The organism is Micromonospora globbae, assembly GCF_003610785.1.
GTDB lineage: Bacteria > Actinomycetota > Actinomycetes > Mycobacteriales > Micromonosporaceae > Micromonospora > Micromonospora globbae.
In genome coordinates this window covers 1-16,278 of sequence record NZ_RAQQ01000021.1, presented here as the reverse complement: position 1 = coordinate 16,278, position 16,278 = coordinate 1, and the positions used below count along the sequence as shown (strand labels likewise).

Genomic DNA, 16,278 nt, shown 5'->3' with positions numbered 1-16,278 from the left:
GATCGTCGGGGAGCTAGAAGAGCTGGCCCAGCTGGAACACGAAATTGTCCCACCATTCGGAGACCACGCCCAGGTACGCCTTCCCGACGGTGGAGACGGCCACCGCGGAGGCCATCGCGGCGACCGCCGAGAGGACGAGCAGCAGCAGGGACGAACCGGAGATGCTCTGCCGGTAGAGCCGGCTCACCCCCTTGGCGTCGACCAGCTTGCCGCCGACCTTGAGCCGGGTGAGGAACGTCGAGGCCATCCCGCCGCGCCCCTTGTCGAGGAACTCCACGAGGGTGGCGTGCGTGCCGACGGCGACCAGCAGCGAGGCGCCCTTCTCGTCGGCGAGCAGCATGGCCAGGTCCTCGCTGGTGGCGGCGGCCGGAAACGTCACCGCCGGGACGCCGAGCGCCGTCACCCGGGGCAGGCCGGGGGCCCGCCCGTCCGGGTACGCGTGCACGATCACCTCGGCGCCGCAGCGCAGCACGTCGTCGGTCACCGAGTCCATGTCGCCGATGATCAGGTCGGGGGTGTAGCCCGCCTCCACGAGCGCGTCGGCACCGCCGTCGACGCCGATCAGCACGGGCTTGAACTCCCGGATGTAGGGGCGCAGCACGTCCAGGTCGGCCTTGTAGTCGTAGCCGCGGACCACGATGAGGCAGTGCCGCCCCTGGATCTGCGTCTGGATCTCCGGCACGCCGACACCGTCGAGCAGCAGGTCCCGCTCCTGCTTCAGGTAGTCCATGGTGTTGGCGGCGAACGCCTCCAACTGGACGGAGAGCCCCTCCCGGGCGTCCGCCATCGCCTTGGCCACCGTCTCGGCGTCCTGGAGGGCGCCGTGCGCCACCGGCTCGTCGCCGACGTAGACGGTGTTGCCCTCGATCCGCACCGTGTCGCCCTCGCGGACCTGCTCGAAGATGCCCTCACCCAGGTCGTCCAGCAGCGGGATGCCCGCGCTCACGAGCACCTCGGGACCGAGGTTCGGGTAGCGGCCGGAGACCGACGGCTTGGCGTTCAGCACGGCCGCGACGCCGACGGCGACCAGCGAGTCCGCCGCCACCCGGTCGAGGTCGACGTGGTCGATCACCGCGATGTCGCCGGGGCGGAGCCGGCCGACCAGCCGCTTCGTACGGCGGTCCAGGCGTGCGGTGCCGAGGACGACGCCCGGTTCCGCGTTCCGGGTCCGGCGCAACGTGGGTAGACGCATCGTGACCATCCTGGCATGTGAGGCAGGGTTTTCTGTCGCGACATGCCTGAGCAGGGCCGCCTACCCAGGGAAGCACACCACGGCGCGCCCCGGTGTGCTTGCGCTCACAATACCGGCGGTCACGACCGCCTTTCCTTGGCCGCCACGGCCAGAAGCTCCTCCGCATGCGCGATACCCAGATCCGAGTCCGGCAAACCGGCGAGCATCCGGGCCAGCTCCCGGGCACGCTCCGTGTCCTCCACCACCCGCACCCCGCTCGTGGTCACCGCGCCGCCGGTGTCCTTGGCCACCACGAGGTGCCGGTCGGCGAACGCGGCCACCTGCGGCAGGTGGGTCACCACCAGCACCTGGTGACTGCGGGCCAGCCGGGCCAGCCGCCGGCCGATCTCCACCGCGGCCCGGCCGCCGACGCCCGCGTCGACCTCGTCGAAGACCAGGGTGGGCGGGCCGCCGGAACCGGCGAATACCACCTCGATGGCGAGCATCACCCGCGACAGCTCACCGCCGGACGCGCCCCGCTGCAGCGGCAGCGACGGCGCGCCCGGGTGGGCCAGCAGCCGCAGCTCGACCTCGTCACCGCCGTCCGGGCCGACACCCACCTCGACACCGTTGACCGTGAGCGACGGCTCCGCCCGGCCCGCCGGACGCGGCAGCACCGCCACCTCGATCCGTGCGTGCGGCATGGCCAGCCCCGCCAGCTCGGCCGTGACCTGCTCGGCGAAGCGCCGGGCCGCCTCCTGCCGTGACGCCGACACCCGGCCCGCCAGCTCCGCCACCTCGCCGGCGAGGCGCTGCCCCTCGCGTTCCAGCTCGTCGAGCAGCTCGTCGGAGGTGTCCAACTGGGACAGCCGGGTGCGGGCCCGCTCCGCCCAGGCGATCACCCCGTCGACGTCGTCGGCGTACTTGCGGGTGAGCGCGCGCAGCGCGGCCCGCCGCTCGTAGACGGCCTGCAACCGGGCCGGGTCGGCGTCGAGCGTGGCGAGGTAGGACGACAGCTCGGCGGACACGTCGGTGACCAGCGTCGCCGCCTCCTCCAGGCGGGCCGCCAGCTCACCCAACGCCGGGTCGGTGCCGGCCTGCGCCTCCAGGGTGCGCCGCGCGGTGCCCAGCAGCGTCGTCGCGTCCGGCGTGTCGTCGGCGGCCTCCGCGCTGCCGGCCACGCACTGCTGGGCGAGCTGCGCCGCGGTGCGCAACCCCTCGGCGTGCTCCAGCCGCTGCGCCTCGGCCTTCAGCTCGTCGTCCTCGCCGGGCTGCGGATCCACCCGCGTGATCTCGTCGAGACCCAGCCGCAGCAGGTCGGCCTCCTGGTTGCGCTCGCGGGCGTTGCGCCGCCGGTCGGCCAGGTCGTCGACGACCCGCCGCCACCCGGCGTACGCCTCGCGCAGCGCGTCGAGCAGCTTCTCGTGCTCCGGGCCGGCGAACCGGTCGAGCGCGGCCCGCTGCTCGGCGGGGCGCAGCAGCCGCAGCTGGTCGGACTGGCCGTGCACGGCCACCACCTGCTCGCCGATCTCACCGAGCATCGACACCGGCATGCTGCGGCCACCCACGTGCGCGCGGGAACGGCCCTCGACGGTCACCGTGCGGCTCAGCACCACCGAGCCGTCCTCGTCCGGCTCGCCGCCGGCGTCGGTGACGCGGGCGTGCACCGCCCCGGCCACCCGACCACTCAGCCGCAGCCGCCCCTCCACCACGGCACGGCCCGGCTCCGCCCGGACCCGCCCGGCGTCGGCCCGACCGCCGAAGAGCAGCCCGAGGCCGGTCACCACCATGGTCTTGCCCGCACCGGTCTCGCCGGTGATGACGTTCATCCCGCCGGTCAGCGGCAGCGTGGTGTCCTCGATGACGCCCAGTCCGGTGATGCGCAGCTCCTCCAGCACAGCACCCGACAGTAGACGCGGGGCCCGACAGTTGACCAGCCGGCGACGCCGCGTCGCCGGTGTCCCCCCGGCGTCGTACAGTTCTGCCCCGTGTTGGAGGTCATCGGCCTGACGCCGGGCGAGGAGGAGCTCTACCGCTGCCTGGTGCAGCTCACCACCGCGCGGGTGGACGAGCTGGTCGAGCGACTGGGCCGCCCCCGCACCCAGGTGCTGGCGCACCTGGAGGGCCTGCGCGGCAAGGGGTTGGTGCCGCCCGCCGGGCCGGACCCCGACGCGCCGCTGCGACCTCTCGCGCCCGACGTCCCGCTCGGCGCGGCGCTGCTGCGCCGGCAGGAGGCCCTCGAGGCGGCCCGCGCCGCCGTCAACCACCTGACCGAGGAGTACCGGGCCGGGGTCCGGCGCCACGACGCCGCCCACCTCGTGGAGGTGATCACCGGCGCCGGCGCGCTCCGGGAGCGCCTGCGGGACCTGCAGAACGGCGCCCGCGAGGAGGTGCTCTGGTTCTGCCGGGCCAACCCGCTGGCCATGCCCGGCCCGGAGAACGTCGAGGAGTTCGACGCGCTCGCCCGCGGCGTCAGCTACCGGGCCATCTACGAGCGCGACATGCTCCTCGAACCGGGCGCGCTGGAGGACGTCGAGCAGGGCGTCCGCGCGGGCGAGCAGGCCCGCGTCATCGACCGGCTCCCGGTGCGGCTGGCCATCGTGGACGGCCGGCAGGCGCTCTGCCCGCTGGTGCCGGACCGGGACAGCGGCGAGCCGACCGCCGCCGTGGTCGGCCGCAGCCAGCTCCTCGACGCGCTGCTCGCGCTCTTCGAGAGCCACTGGCGGATCGCCACGCCGCTGCGCTCGTCCGCCCCGGCCCCGGACGGGCCGGACGGCACCGGGTACCGGCCGGACGCCGACGAGGTGCGGCTGCTGTCGCTGTTCGTGGCCGGCGTGCCGGACAAGTCCATCGCCTCCCAGCTCGGGGTGAGCCGCCGTACGGTGCAGCGGCGGCTGGCCGACCTCATGGCCGCCGCCGGCGTGGACACCCGGCCCGGCCTCGCGTTCCAGGCCGCCCGGCGCAACTGGATCTGACCCGCGGGGCCCGGCCGGCCGCCCCGGTCGAGACCGGCCCGGGACGCCACCCCAACGGCCCCGCCGAGCCGGGGACGGCCCGCCCGGGGGCGGGCGGCGCGGCCGCCCGCCCCCGGATCGTCACCGCAGCCCGTACGCGTCGATGACGGTCTGCTCGACGGTGTTGCCCGCCCGGTCGGCGGCCCGCACCCGCAGCGACACCGTGCCGCGCCCGGCCGGCACCGTCGCGGTGAACCGCGTCCCCGAGCCCTTCACCGACGCCGCCCGCCAGCTGCGCCCGCCGTCGAACGACACGTCCACGCGCACACCGGCGCCCGTCGGCGCGGGCACGCCGGCCGGCTGCCGCAGGGTGAGCCCGAGCCGGTGCGCCGTACGCCCGGACACCTCGCCCCGCAGGTCGGCCGGCACCTGGTAGTCCACCTGCAGCAGCGGCAGGGCCCGCGGGCCGTCCCCGGCCGGCCGCGCCGAGGTGAACTCCCACGCCGTCTCGGTACGCGTGGCCCAGCGCCACTCCTCCGAGGAGCGCGCGGTGCTCACGTCCAGCCGGTAGCGGGCCGCACCCGGCGTCGTGGTCACCGGCGCCCACCCGCCGGACAGGTCCGCGATCTGCCGGCCGTCCCGGCTGAGCCGGGCCTGCACCGTGTCCTGCTCCTCGCTGACGCCCGCCGGGCCGAAGTGCCCGTCGGCGTCGACGAACTCGGGAACCCGCACGTCGAGCGTGTCGCCCGTGCGCGTCGGCACCGGCGCGCCCGCACCGGCCGGCACCGCCGGCCGGACCACCGGGGCGTACCACGTGGCGGTCTCCCGGTCGTCCGCCGCGTACCGGCGGGGCTGCTCGACGATCCCGCCCATCAGCTTGCCCATGTTCGAGAACGTGAACAGGTGCACCACCCGCTGCTGCCACCAGGAGTCCCCGGCGCTCACGAACTCCTGCCGCGTCGTCCCGGTCCGCACCATCCGCTGGTCGTCGTTCCAGGAGTACTCCTGCCAGGGCCGCCAGCCGAACCGCTGCTCCTTGGCCCAGTCGAACCCGCCGGTGTCGGCGTAGCGGGCCGTCACCTCGGCGGTGTTGGCCGCCGTCACCCGGTGCACGATCCGCTCCGGGACGCGCCCCTTCGACACCTGCCACACGTCGTACAGGTAGGGGCTGTCCACGGTGAGGGTGAGGTCCAGCGTGGTCCGGCGGGCCTTGACGGCCGCGATCAGCCGCTGCCCGTCGTCGTACGCCACGACCATCGCGGGGATCGGCAGGCGGTCCCCGGTCGGCCGCCACACCGTCCACGCGCTGAAGTCCGCGGGCCGGACGATGAGCACGGCCGCGGCGCCGGCCGCCGCGGCCGCGGCGATCTGGTCGTCCTCGGAGCGGTCGGCGCTGCCGGCGACCAGCGCGGCCGCGCCCCGGGCCCCGGCCAGCTCGGCCGGCGTCCCCGCCCCGGCCCAGACCAGCGGCAGCTTCCGCCGCCCGGTCGGTGCCGGCGACTGGTGCAGCAGGTTGATGTCCAGCGGGCCGGACACCTTGCTGATCTTCGCGTCGACCATGGGTGCGACGAGCTGCCAGCGGGACGCGAACTCGAACTCGCCCTGGCGCACCGCCCGCGTCGGCGTCACGTTCACCTGCTGGACCGTGCTGAACGTCATCACACCGTGGTCGATCTGCCGGCCGTTGCCGAAGACCCGGTGCTGGTAGAAGCTGATCGTCGCCCGCTGCTCGGTCGGCGTCGGGGTCTCGATGCGCACCGGCGTGCCCTTGCGCGGGTCGAGGACCACGGTGAGGTCCCGGTCCACCGTCAGCTCCGGGTCGGTGACCAGGGTGACCTGCTCGTCGAGCGGGGCGCCGTGCTCGATGAGGGCGTGCAGCAGGTACGGGCCCTCCTCGACCTGCACCTGCCAGTCGTCGCCGCCCAGCCAGCCGAGCTGGTCCGACTCGGGGTGCTCGCCGAACAGGGTGACCACCGGGGCGGGGCCGGGGCGTCCGGCCATGTCCAGCGCCCGCAGCGTGACGGTGTGCATCGGGCCGCTGAGGGTGAGCCCGACGGCGGTGCGGACGGTGACGCCGTCCGTGCCGGTGGCCACCAGCCAGCCGCCGTGCGGCCCGCGGTCCAGCCGGGCGGGGTCGGCGCGCAGCGGCACCTCCACGCTGCCGCCGGCCGGCACCGTCACCTCGGTGGCGCCGACCGACACCCCGTCGGGCTCGGCGGCGCCGCTGTCCAGGTTGCGCAGCTCCAGCGCCAGGCGCAGGGTCTGCGCCCGGTCGGTCCCGTTGGTGTACGTCACGGTCCGCCCCGCCGCGGCGCCGCCGCTGGCGAGCCGGCCGAAGTCGGCGGTGCCCGACGCGTACACCCGCTGGCTCAGTGCCCGGGCCACGTCGACCCGCCCGCCGCCCTGCTCGAACACGGTCAGCTCCGGGTTGGTCCGCGCGGTGCTGACCAGCGCGTCCTTCAGCCGGCCGGCCGTCCAGTCGGGGTGCTCCTGCGCGAGGATGGCGGCGGCGCCCGCGACGTGCGGCGTGGCCATCGAGGTGCCGGAGGCCGTGGTGTACGCGTCACCGACCGGCGTACCCATGGTGGTGCCGGCCGCGCGGGCGGCGACGATGTCGACGCCCGGTGCCGTGATCTCCGGCTTCAGCCCGTTGTCGCCCACGCGCGGGCCGCGGCTGGAGAAGTCGGCGAGGTCGTCGTTGCGGTCCACCGCGCCCACGGTCAGCGCCGAGGTGGCCGCCCCCGGCGACCCGACGGTACGCGCCGCGCCCTCGTTCCCGGCGGCGATCACGAAGAGCGCCCCGGTGTCGGCGGTGAGGTCGTTCACCGCCTGGCTCATCGGGTCGGTGCCGTCGGTCGGGGCGCCGCCGAGGCTCATGCTGACGACCTTCGCGCCGGAGTGGGCGGCCCACTCCATGCCCGCGATGATGCCCGAGTCGTACCCGGAACCGGAGTCGTCGAGCACCTTGCCGATGAGCAGCTTCGCGCCGGGCGCGACACCCTTGCGCAGCCCGTCGGACGCCGCGCCGCTGCCCGCGATGGTGGCCGCCACGTGGGTGCCGTGGCCGTGCCCGTCGCGGGCGCTGCCGCTGCCCGTGAAGTCCTGGGACTCGGCGATCCGGCCGGCCAGGTCGGGGTGTCCGGCGTCGACGCCGGTGTCGAGCACGGCGACCCGCACCCCGCTGCCGTCCCGTCCGGCCGCCCAGGCCGCGGGCGCGCCGATCTGCGGCACGCTGTGCTCCAGCGCCGGGTGGACCCGTCCGTCCAGCCACACCCGGGCGATGCCGGCGCCCAGCCGCGCCGGGGCGCCCGACCCGGCCCGTGCGGCGGGCGCGGCCCGCAGCGTGCTCCACAGCGCGCCGAGCTCGCCCTTGCCGACGCGTACGGCCGCGCCGTTGATGCTCTCCAGCGGCCGGGCCGCGGTGGCGCCGGCCAGCGCCCGCACCCGCCCGCCGGACGGCTCCTGGTAGCGCACGATCAGCGGCAGCGTGCCCTGCGCCGCGTCGCCGTAGCCCTGGGCGACCAGTTCCTCCACGTCGAACAGGTCCTCGTCGAGCAGTCCGGCCGACACGTACGGCACGACGTCGCTGGGCAGCACCCGCAGACCGCCGTCGGCGGACACGGTCGAGAAGGTGATCCGCTCGCGGCCGGGTCCGGGGTGGACGGTGGCGGCGACCCGTCCCGGCGCGGCCCGGACCAGTTCGACCTGGTCACCGGTGATCAGCGTGATGCGGACGGGCGTGGCGTCCGGGGTGGACGCCGCCGGGCCGGGGCCGGCGGGCGGTGCGGGCGGCTGGGCGGACGCCGGTGCGGCGAGTCCGACCGCCAGCGCGCCGACCGCGCCGGCGGCGAGCCAGCGTGGGGGCCAGTGCATGCGTTGCAGCTCCTCTACTCCAGGTGGGCGCCCTCGGGGGCGACCGTTGGGAGTCTGCGACGGAGATCACCGGGTGGTCACTAGCTGAGGCACGCCGCACCGGCGACATGTCGCCAGGTGGACACGCGGCGACGAGGAACGTCCGGGCGGGCGTCCGGCGGGTTTCCAGCGGGTGGACGGGACGCGCGGTCAGCGGCGCGAGGGACGCGCGGTCAGCGGCGCGACCCACGCCAGCCGTGCACAGGCAGATCGAACTTGGCCACCAGCCGGTCGGTGAACGGGCGGTCCCGCAGCCGGACGACCCGCACCGGCAACGCGCCACGGCGCACCGTCACGCGAGCGCCGGGCGGCAGGTCGTAGACCCGGCGCCCGTCGCAGGACAACACGGCGAGGGTGGTGAACGGGTCCACCGTGATGGTGATCGTCGAGGTCGGCGCGGTGACCAGCGGCCGGCTGAACAGCGCGTGGGCGCTGATCGGCACGAGGAGCAGCGCCTCCACCTCCGGCCACACCACCGGGCCGCCGCCGGAGAAGGCGTACGCCGTGGAGCCGGTGGGCGTGGCGCAGACCACCCCGTCGCAGCCGTACCGGGACAGTGGCCGGTCGTCCACGTCGACGAGGAGTTCGAGCATCTGGGCCCGCTCCCCCTTCTCGACGCTGATCTCGTTGAGCGCCCACGACTCGATGGTCGGGCCGCCGTCGAACTCGGCCGTGACGTCGAGCGTGAGCCGCTCGTCCACCGTGTAGTTGCGGGCCACCACGTCCCGCACGGCGCTGTCGACGTCGCCGATCTCCGCCTCGGCGAGGAAACCGACCTTGCCGAGGTTGATGCCGAGCAGCGGCACCTTGACCGGCCGCGCCAGCTCCGCCGCGCGCAGGAACGTGCCGTCCCCGCCCAGCGCGAAGACGATCTCGGCGCCCTCGGCCGCCTCCGGCCCGCTGACCGGCACGACGCCGGGCAGGTCGAGGTCCTCGGCCTCCTCGGCGACCACACGCACCTCGAAGCCGGCGGCGATCAGGTCGGCGGCGACGGTGCGGGCGTGCTCGGTGCTGCGCCGGCGGCCGGTGTGGGTGACCAGCAGCGCGGTCCGGGTCACCGGGGCCGCCTCACCACGGCGCGACGCCGCACGCCGGCACCCGCCCCCGCGCGGCCCACCACGCCACGCACGCTGCTCGCACTCACCCTGCGACCTCCTCCGCCGCGTCCGGCACGCCCCCGGACTCCACCGGGCCCCGCGGCCCGGCCGCGACCACCGTCCGCACCCGCTGCGGGTCCGCCGGTGGCGCGTCCCGGCGTAACCATACGAAGAACTCGACGTTGCCGCTCGGCCCGGGCAACGGGCTCGCGGCCACGTCGGCGAGGCCCAGCCCGAGCTGCGCGGCGGCGGCCGCCACGTCGAGCACCGCCTCGGCGCGCAACTGCGGGTCGCGGACCACACCGCCGGCGCCGACGCGCTCCTTGCCGACCTCGAACTGCGGCTTCACCATCAGCGCCAGGTCACCGTCGGGCCGCGTGCAGCCGGCCAGGGCCGGAAGCACCAGCCGCAGCGAGATGAACGACAGGTCCGCCACGGTCAGGTCGACGGGCCCGCCGATCTGCTCCGGCGTGAGGGAGCGGACGTTGGTGCGCTCGAACACCCGGACCCGGTCGTCGGTGCGCAGCGCCCAGGCGAGCTGGCCGTAGCCGACGTCCACGGCGACCACCTCGGCGGCGCCGGCGCGCAGCAGCACGTCGGTGAAGCCGCCGGTCGACGCGCCGGCGTCCAGGCAGCGCCGCCCGGCCACGGCCAGCCCGGCGAACGCGTCCAGCGCGCCGGCCAGCTTGTGACCGCCCCGGGAGACGTACTCCGAGGTCGGGTCCTCGCCGGTGACCAGCAGCGCGTCGGCCGGGTCGACCATCGCGGCCGGCTTGCGGGCCGGCACCCCGCGCAGCTGGACCCGGCCGGCCTCCACCAGCGCGGCGGCCTGCTCGCGGGAGCGGGCCAACCCACGGCGGACGAGCTCCGCGTCGAGCCGGTTGCGACGTGCCATGCGGTCTCCGGTGTCAGGTCTGGTCGATGGAGGCGAGCGTCTCGCGCAGCGTCTCGTACGCCGCCTCGTACTGGGCGATCTGGTCGGCGGGCGACAGCGAGGCCGCGTTGATCATCGCCTGCACGGCGGCGTCGACCGCCGGGTGCCCCTCCCCCTCGATGTCGTCGGGGAGCGGCGGCGGACCGGGACGCGGCCCCGGACGGCTCGGCGCCATGCCACCGGGCGGCGGGCCGGGCCGTGGGGCGGCGGCGCCCGGCGGTGGACCCGGCCGCGGCGCCGGCGCGCTGCCGGGCGGCGGGCCGGGACGGTACGGGCCGGTCACGGCCGGCACCCCCCGGCGGCGGGCGGGCGGGTCACTCGCCGCCTCCCGGCTGCTGCTTGCGGGCCGCCTTCTTCGGCGGACGGGCCGGCTCGGCCGCCCCGTCGGTGGGGCTCAGCGTTCCCGGTGAGCGGCGGGCCACGGCCTTGCCGGGCTCGGCCTTCTTCGCGACCGCCTTCTTCGCCACGGCCTTCTTGGCGACGGCCTTCTTGGCCACCGCCTTCTTCGCCGGCGGCGTGGCGACCGGGGCGGAGAGCGTGCCGGTGGACGCCTCCGGGCCGGCCTCGGCGGGTCCGCCCGGCTCCCCGGGCTTCCCCTCCCGCTTCCCGGCCTCCGCGGCCGGGCCGGCCGGCCTCCCGGAGGCCGCCGCGCCGCCCTGGGTCGCGGTCACCGGAGCGGGAGTCGACGGTGGGCCGGCCGGTTCCGCCCCGGCGGGACGGCCCGTGGTGGCCCCCGGCGCCGTGCCGGCGGCCCGGGGAGCGGCCGATCGCGCCTCGCGCAGCTGCCGCTCCAGGTCCTGCACCCGGCGGGTCAGCTCGGCGACCTCCTCGGCCGTGGCCAACCCGACCGCGCCGAGCGCCCGGTCGACCTCGAAGCGGACGAGCTTGGTCAGCGCCTCACGGTTCGCCGCGCTGGTGGAGAGGAGTTCCTCGGCGAGCGCCTGGAGCTGGGCGGCGGTCGCGCCGCCGGAGCCGACGAGCCGGCGTACGGCGTCCTGGGCCTTCTTCCGCGGCGCCTCCGTCAGGCCCATGGCCAGCTCGAGGTAGGCGCGCCACGCGTCCTGCATGCCTGAGTCCTTCCGCGGTGCGGGGGATGTGCAGGTCTCACGCTACCGGCCCCGCCGACGGCCCCGTGCGGTACGGTGCCGAGGACGGCGTGGCTCGACGGTGAGGAGGCGACGGGTGGCCAGCGTGGACGAGTGTCGGCAGGCGTTGCAGGAGCTCGCCGCCCGGCTGGACCGCAACGCGGAGACCGTACGCGAACGGGTCGACCTGGACCGCACCCTCGCCTGCCGGATCACCGACCTCGACACCGCCTTCCACGGCCGCCTCACCGACGGTCGGCTCGTCGACCTCACCGACGGCGACGACCCCAAGGCCAAGATCGCGATGAGCACCAGCAGCGACGACCTCGTGGCACTGGTGCGGGGCGAACTCGACATCGCCCGGGCGGTGGCCTCGCGCCGAGTCTCGATCAAGGCGAACCCGTTCGACCTGATGAAGCTCCGCAAGCTGCTCTGAACCGGCTGCTCCCGCTCAGAGAGTGTTGGGTAATTGAGGGGTGGCGGTCGGTCAGGCCGCCTCCGCTCGGATGTTGTGGTACCGCGTCTGCTGGCCGGCGAGGCGGGCGGCCATCAGTCTGATCAGGGCGATCTTGATGAATGCGCTGCTGTTGGAGGGGAGCCGCTCGTAGTCGCGGTCCAGGCGCCGGCAGCGCGACAGCCAGCCCAGTGTGCGCTCCACGACCCAGCGGCGTGGCAGGACCTGGAAGCCTTTGACATCGTCGTTGCGTTTGACGATCTGCAGGGTGACGCCCAGCTCGGACCGAGCCCAGTCGATCAGGCTGGAATCGACGACGTTGGCGTAGCCGCCATCAGCCCAAATCAGGCCGATGTGCGGGTAGCGGGCCGTGATGCCGGTCAGGACGAGTTTCGCGCCGGCCCGGTCCTGGATGCTGGCCGAGTGCACCACGCAGGCCAGCAGCAGCCCGCCTGTGTCCACCAGCAGATGCCGCTTACGGCCACGGACCTTCTTGCCGGCATCGAAGCCGATCTGCTGCCCACCGCAGGACGACTTCGCCGACTGCGCGTCCAGCACCGCCGCTGACGGCTGCCGGTCACGGCCCTCGGCGGCACGTACCGCGTCGCGCAGGGCGTCGTGGATCTGGTCCCACACGCCCAGCACGCTCCACCGCCGGAACCACCGATAGGCCGCATCCCACGGCGCCAGATCATGCGGCACCATCCGCCACGAACACCCAGCGACCAGCACATACAGGATGGTGTCGATGATCAGCCGCTGGTCGTACACCAGCGGCCGGCCACCCCGGCGCGGATCCCGTACCGGCAGCCGCGCCGACACCTCCTGCCACATGTCGTCGGTCAACGCGCACGGGTAAGCTCGGCGGACGTCATCCCCGCCGGTCGGGTCAGTCCTCACAAACTCGCCATGATCAGCGGGGATGATCCTTTAAGGGATCACGACACACCGACCCGCCCCAAACGGCTTCAGCTTGTCACCGGTCGGTTACCCAACACTCTCTCAGGCGGGCAGGCCGAGCGCGGCCAGCGCCCGCGCGGCGTCCGGCGAGCCGGCCCGCACCGGCGGCACCGCCGTCGTCGACCACGCGGCGGCGCAGAGCGCGGCGAGCGCGTCGAGCGGACTGCCGCTGCCCGTTAGCTCCAGGCCCCCGTCGTGGGCGGTCACCGACCAGCCGCCGGCGTCCGGCGGGCCGGGCACCCGCACCACGGCCGCCGGGTCGAAGAGCCCGGCCAGGTCCCGCGCGACGAAGGTGGGCCGCCGATCCGGCCCGGCGGCGAGCAGCTCGGGTACGTCGCTGACGCCGGTGAGCACGAGCAGGCTGTCCAGCCGGGCCCGCCGGGCGCCCTCGATGTCGGTGTCCAGCCGGTCGCCCACCACCAGCGTCCGACCCCCCTCGACACGGCGCGCGGCCGTGGCGAACAGCGCCGGCTCCGGCTTGCCGACGACGACGTCGGGGTCGCGGCCGAGCGCCGTCCGCAGCACGGCCACCAGCGCGCCGTTGCCGGGCAGCGGTCCCCGGCCGCTCGGCAGGGTCCGGTCGGTGTTCGTGGCGATCCAGGTGGCCCCGGCCCGGACGGCCACCGTCGCCTCGGCGAGGTCGGTCCAGCCGACCTGCGGCCCGTACCCCTGCACCACCGCCCGCGGTCCGTCGTCCGCGCGGTCGACGGGGGTGAGGCCGACGGCGGCGATCTCGGCGCGCAACGCCTCGGCGCCGACCACCAGCACCGGGGCGCCGGCCGGCAGCCGGTCCCGGAGCAGTTCGGCGGCCGCCGCCGCGCTGGTGAGCACCTCGTCCGGGCGGGCCGGCACCCCCATGCCGGTGAGCAGGTCGGCGACCTGGCTCGACCGGCGGGAGGCGTTGTTCGTGGCGTACGCGACGGCCCGCCCCTCGGCGTGCAGCCGGCCGACCGCCTCCACGGCGCCGGGGATGGGCCGGTCGATCAGGTAGATCACACCGTCCAGGTCGAAGACGACCTGGGCGTACCCGTCGACCAGCCGCTCCGGGCCGTCCGCGCTCACCGGGCGACCGGCCCCGTCTCGCCGTCGTCCGCCGGCTCCTCGGCACCGGCCCGCGCCCGCAGGTCCGGGTCGTCCGGGCCGCCCCGGCCGGCGATGTCGTCCGGGTCGGCCCCCGCGTACGCCTCCGGCTGCCCCTCGTCGGCTCCGCCGGCGTCCACGGCCGCCGTGTCGGCGTCGGTGGCCTCCGTGTCCGTGTCGGCCGTGGCGGGCCCGGCGACCCCGGTGTCGGCCGTCGGCGCGGGCTCGTCCTCGGCCGGCGCGTTTCCGTCGCCCGTCTCCCCGTCGGCGCGGGAGCCGGCGTCGGCCTCCTCGTCGGCGCCGGCGTCGGGCTCGTCGCCGCTCACGAACTCCGGCCGGGCCGGCACCGCACCCGGCGCCCCGGGGCCGGCGGCGATCTCCTCGACCGACTCCTCGTCCTCGTCGTCGCCCTCGATGACCACACCGTCGAGCTCCAGCAGGCGCTCGGCCGCGTCGGTCTCGCCGTCGACGTCCACCTCGGCGGCGCGGGAGAACCACTCCCGGGCCTCGTCACGGCGGCCGACCGCGAGCAGCGCGTCGGCGTACGCGTAGCGCAACCGCGCCGCCCACGGCTCGGCGGCGTCGCTGGTCAGCTCGCGCACCTGGAGCATCGCGACGGCGGCGTCCTTCTGGCCGAGGTCGCCGCGCGCGCCGGCCGCGACGATCAGCAGCTCGATGGAGGTGGCCGGGTCGAGCGCGTCACGGTCCGCGCCGCGGTACAGGTCGATGGCCCGCTCCGGGCGGCCGAGCGCGCGCTCGCTGTCGGCGATCACCGCGAGGTGGCTCTGCAGGCCGGTCATCCGGTGGTACGTCCGCAACTCGGCGATCGCGGTCTGCCACTCCCCCGCGTGGTACGCGGCGAGGCCCACCGCCTCCCGCACGGAGGCGATCCGCGAGGCCAGCCGGCGGGCGGCCAGCGCGTGCGCCAGCGCCTCGGCCGGGTCCTCGTCGATCAGCTGGCCGGTGGCCACCAGGTGCCGCGCGACGGTTTCGGCGACCGGCTTGGCCAGCGACAACAGTTCGGCGCGCACGTCCTTGTCGAGGTCGGTCGCGACGATCTCGTCCGGCAGCGCCGGCGCGGCGGTCCGCCCGTCCTCCCGCTCGGCGGCACCGCCCTCACGCCGGCGCTCCTCGAACCGGCGCTCGTCGTCCCGCTTCGGGCGCTCCTCGCCCCGGTAGCCGCCCTCGCGGCGCTCGCGGAACCCGCCCTCGCGGCGGTCGCCGCCACGGAAGCCCTCACGGTCCCCACGGAAACCACCGTCACGGCGCTCACGGAAGCCACCCTCGCGGCGGTCGCCGCCACGGAAGCCCTCACGGTCACCGGCGCGGAAGCCGCCGCCCTCACGGCGCTCGCGGAACCCGCCCTCGCGGCGGTCGCCGCCACGGAAGCCCTCGCGGTCGCCACGGAAGCCCTGCTCCCGGTCGCCCCGGTAGCCGCCCTCACGGCGCCCACCGCCCTGGTAGCCGCCCTCGCGGTCGCCACCGCGGAAGCCACGCTCGTCCCTGCCGCCCCGGTCACCGCCGCGGAAGCCCTCACGGTCACCGCGGAAGCCGCCCTCGCGGCGCTCACCGCCGCGGTGGCCGCGCTCGCGGTCACCCTCGCGGTCCCGGAAACCGCCGTCGCGGTCGCGCCCGCGGAAGCCGCCCTGGCCGCGCTCACCGTCACGGAAGCCACCGTCGCGCCGGCCCTCGCGGAAGCCGCCCTCACGGGTGCCGCCCTCACGCCGGTCACCGCCGCGGAAGCCCTCGCGGTCCCCACGGAAGCCACCCTCGCGGCGCTCACGGAAGCCGCCCTCGCGGCGGTCACCGCGGTATCCCTCGCGGTCGCCGCCACGGGACGGCCGCTCACCGCGGTCGCCGTCGCGGAACCCGCCGCCGCGGCGCTCACCGCCGCGGAAGCCCTCACGGTCACCACCGCGGAAGTCCGCGTCGCGGTCCGCCGCGCGGAAGCCGCCCGGACGGTCACCGGCGCGGAACCCGCCGGACCGGTCGCCGCCACGGTAGCCGCGCTCACGGTCGCCGCCACGGGAACCCTCGCGGTCCCGGAAGCCGCCCTCACGGCGGTCACCGCCGCGGAAGCCCTCACGGTCGCCCCGGTAGCCCTCGCCGCGGCGTTCACCGGACCGGAAACCACCACGGTCGCCGCGCTCGCGGTCACCGCCGCGGAAGCCGCCGTCGCGGTAACCCTGCGGCTGGTCGCCGCGGAAGCCGCCCTCGCGACGGTCGCCGCCGCGGAAGCCCTGGTCACGGTCCCCGCGGAAGCCGCCCTCGCGGCGGGGGCCGCCGCGGTCGTCCCGGTCTCCGCGATACGGCGGCCGATCGCGGTCGTCGCGCCGCGGCGCCCGGTCGCGCCCGCCCGACCGCTCACTGCGGTCGTCGTATCGACGGGGGCGGTCGCCGCCCTGCGGTCCTGAACTCACGGGGTACATCCTTCCTCATTGCGCCATCAGCGGCGCCACGCAATCGAGGGCCGACCCATTGGGGCGGCCCTCGATTGGAAAAGTTGTCCGGCGGCGTCCTACTCTCCCACACCCTCACGAGTGCAGTACCATCGGCGCTGGAGGGCTTAGCTTCCGGGTTCGGAATGTGACCGGGCGTTTCCCCTCCGCCATGACCGCCGTAACTCTATCG

The 16,278-nt window shown here is 75.8% G+C and carries 13 protein-coding genes and 1 rRNA gene; 3 read left to right on the top strand and 11 right to left on the bottom strand.

Features of this window, described 5'->3' with window-relative positions; all coding sequences use genetic code 11:
• Nucleotides 1-13: 13 nt before the first annotated feature.
• Together steA and recN are read right to left on the bottom strand one after the other, a co-directional pair.
• Nucleotides 14-1,192 (bottom strand): putative cytokinetic ring protein SteA, encoded by a 1,179-nt coding sequence (steA, locus tag D7I43_RS24840; protein WP_120330980.1) that lies wholly within the window; start codon nucleotides 1,190-1,192, stop codon nucleotides 14-16.
• A 119-nt stretch (nucleotides 1,193-1,311) separates the two neighbouring features.
• Nucleotides 1,312-3,069 carry a DNA repair protein RecN gene (gene recN / locus D7I43_RS24835; RefSeq protein ID WP_120330979.1) on the bottom strand — a complete coding sequence of 586 codons (1,758 nt, stop codon included), beginning with the start codon at nucleotides 3,067-3,069 and terminating at the stop codon, nucleotides 1,312-1,314.
• Between the two features lie 90 nt (nucleotides 3,070-3,159).
• On the opposite strand from recN, the gene D7I43_RS24830 reads away from it, so the two are divergent.
• A complete protein-coding gene (locus D7I43_RS24830; protein ID WP_120330978.1) occupies nucleotides 3,160-4,146 on the top strand; it encodes a helix-turn-helix domain-containing protein in 987 nt (328 codons plus the stop codon).
• Nucleotides 4,147-4,266: 120 nt separating this feature from the next.
• On the opposite strand, the gene D7I43_RS24825 is transcribed toward D7I43_RS24830, so the two are convergent.
• The 5 genes from D7I43_RS24825 to D7I43_RS24805 all read right to left on the bottom strand — a co-directional run bounded on the left by D7I43_RS24825 (nucleotide 4,267) and on the right by D7I43_RS24805 (nucleotide 11,135).
• Nucleotides 4,267-7,998 carry a S8 family serine peptidase gene (locus tag D7I43_RS24825; RefSeq protein ID WP_120330977.1) on the bottom strand — a complete coding sequence of 1,244 codons (3,732 nt, stop codon included), beginning with the start codon at nucleotides 7,996-7,998 and terminating at the stop codon, nucleotides 4,267-4,269.
• Between the two features lie 212 nt (nucleotides 7,999-8,210).
• Complete coding sequence (locus D7I43_RS24820) at nucleotides 8,211-9,095, bottom strand: NAD kinase (protein ID WP_120330976.1); 885 nt, start codon at nucleotides 9,093-9,095, stop codon at nucleotides 8,211-8,213.
• A gap of 82 nt (nucleotides 9,096-9,177) precedes the next feature.
• Nucleotides 9,178-10,029 carry a TlyA family RNA methyltransferase gene (locus D7I43_RS24815; protein WP_120330975.1) on the bottom strand — a complete coding sequence of 284 codons (852 nt, stop codon included), beginning with the start codon at nucleotides 10,027-10,029 and terminating at the stop codon, nucleotides 9,178-9,180.
• A 13-nt stretch (nucleotides 10,030-10,042) separates the two neighbouring features.
• Nucleotides 10,043-10,351 (bottom strand): hypothetical protein, encoded by a 309-nt coding sequence (locus tag D7I43_RS24810; protein ID WP_192902261.1) that lies wholly within the window; start codon nucleotides 10,349-10,351, stop codon nucleotides 10,043-10,045.
• Between the two features lie 31 nt (nucleotides 10,352-10,382).
• On the bottom strand, nucleotides 10,383-11,135 hold the full coding sequence (locus tag D7I43_RS24805; protein ID WP_120330974.1) for a phasin family protein: 753 nt from the start codon (nucleotides 11,133-11,135) through the stop codon (nucleotides 10,383-10,385).
• A 115-nt stretch (nucleotides 11,136-11,250) separates the two neighbouring features.
• Between D7I43_RS24805 and D7I43_RS24800 the strand changes: the two genes are divergently transcribed.
• Nucleotides 11,251-11,589 (top strand): SCP2 sterol-binding domain-containing protein, encoded by a 339-nt coding sequence (locus D7I43_RS24800; RefSeq protein WP_120330973.1) that lies wholly within the window; start codon nucleotides 11,251-11,253, stop codon nucleotides 11,587-11,589.
• A gap of 51 nt (nucleotides 11,590-11,640) precedes the next feature.
• On the opposite strand, the gene D7I43_RS24795 is transcribed toward D7I43_RS24800, so the two are convergent.
• The 3 genes from D7I43_RS24795 to D7I43_RS24785 form a co-directional block, all read right to left on the bottom strand.
• The gene (locus D7I43_RS24795; protein WP_420870239.1) at nucleotides 11,641-12,507 is read right to left on the bottom strand and encodes an IS5 family transposase; all 867 of its coding nucleotides are present in this window, start codon (nucleotides 12,505-12,507) and stop codon (nucleotides 11,641-11,643) included.
• A gap of 102 nt (nucleotides 12,508-12,609) precedes the next feature.
• Entirely contained in the window at nucleotides 12,610-13,629 is a 1,020-nt protein-coding gene (locus tag D7I43_RS24790; RefSeq protein ID WP_120330972.1) for an HAD-IIA family hydrolase, read from the bottom strand.
• A complete protein-coding gene (locus D7I43_RS24785) occupies nucleotides 13,626-14,663 on the bottom strand; it encodes a tetratricopeptide repeat protein (protein ID WP_420870241.1) in 1,038 nt (345 codons plus the stop codon). Before D7I43_RS24785 ends, D7I43_RS24790 begins: the two co-directional genes overlap by 4 nt.
• Between D7I43_RS24785 and D7I43_RS32510 the strand changes: the two genes are divergently transcribed.
• Complete coding sequence (locus tag D7I43_RS32510; RefSeq protein WP_147427288.1) at nucleotides 14,622-16,061, top strand: hypothetical protein; 1,440 nt, start codon at nucleotides 14,622-14,624, stop codon at nucleotides 16,059-16,061. The genes D7I43_RS24785 and D7I43_RS32510 overlap by 42 nt on opposite strands.
• Nucleotides 16,062-16,152: 91 nt before the next feature.
• Here D7I43_RS32510 and rrf read toward each other — a convergent pair.
• Nucleotides 16,153-16,269 (bottom strand): 5S ribosomal RNA (rrf, locus tag D7I43_RS24780).
• Nucleotides 16,270-16,278: the final 9 nt, after the last annotated feature.

Excerpts from the sequence above, each read along its gene's own strand:
- D7I43_RS24815 (WP_120330975.1), bottom strand. The coding sequence starts at position 10,029 with ATGGCACGTCGCAACCGGCTCGACGCGGAGCTCGTCCGCCGTGGGTTG.
- steA (WP_120330980.1), bottom strand. The coding sequence starts at position 1,192 with ATGCGTCTACCCACGTTGCGCCGGACCCGGAACGCGGAACCGGGCGTC.
- D7I43_RS24825 (WP_120330977.1), bottom strand. The coding sequence starts at position 7,998 with ATGCACTGGCCCCCACGCTGGCTCGCCGCCGGCGCGGTCGGCGCGCTG.
- D7I43_RS24805 (WP_120330974.1), bottom strand. The coding sequence starts at position 11,135 with ATGCAGGACGCGTGGCGCGCCTACCTCGAGCTGGCCATGGGCCTGACG.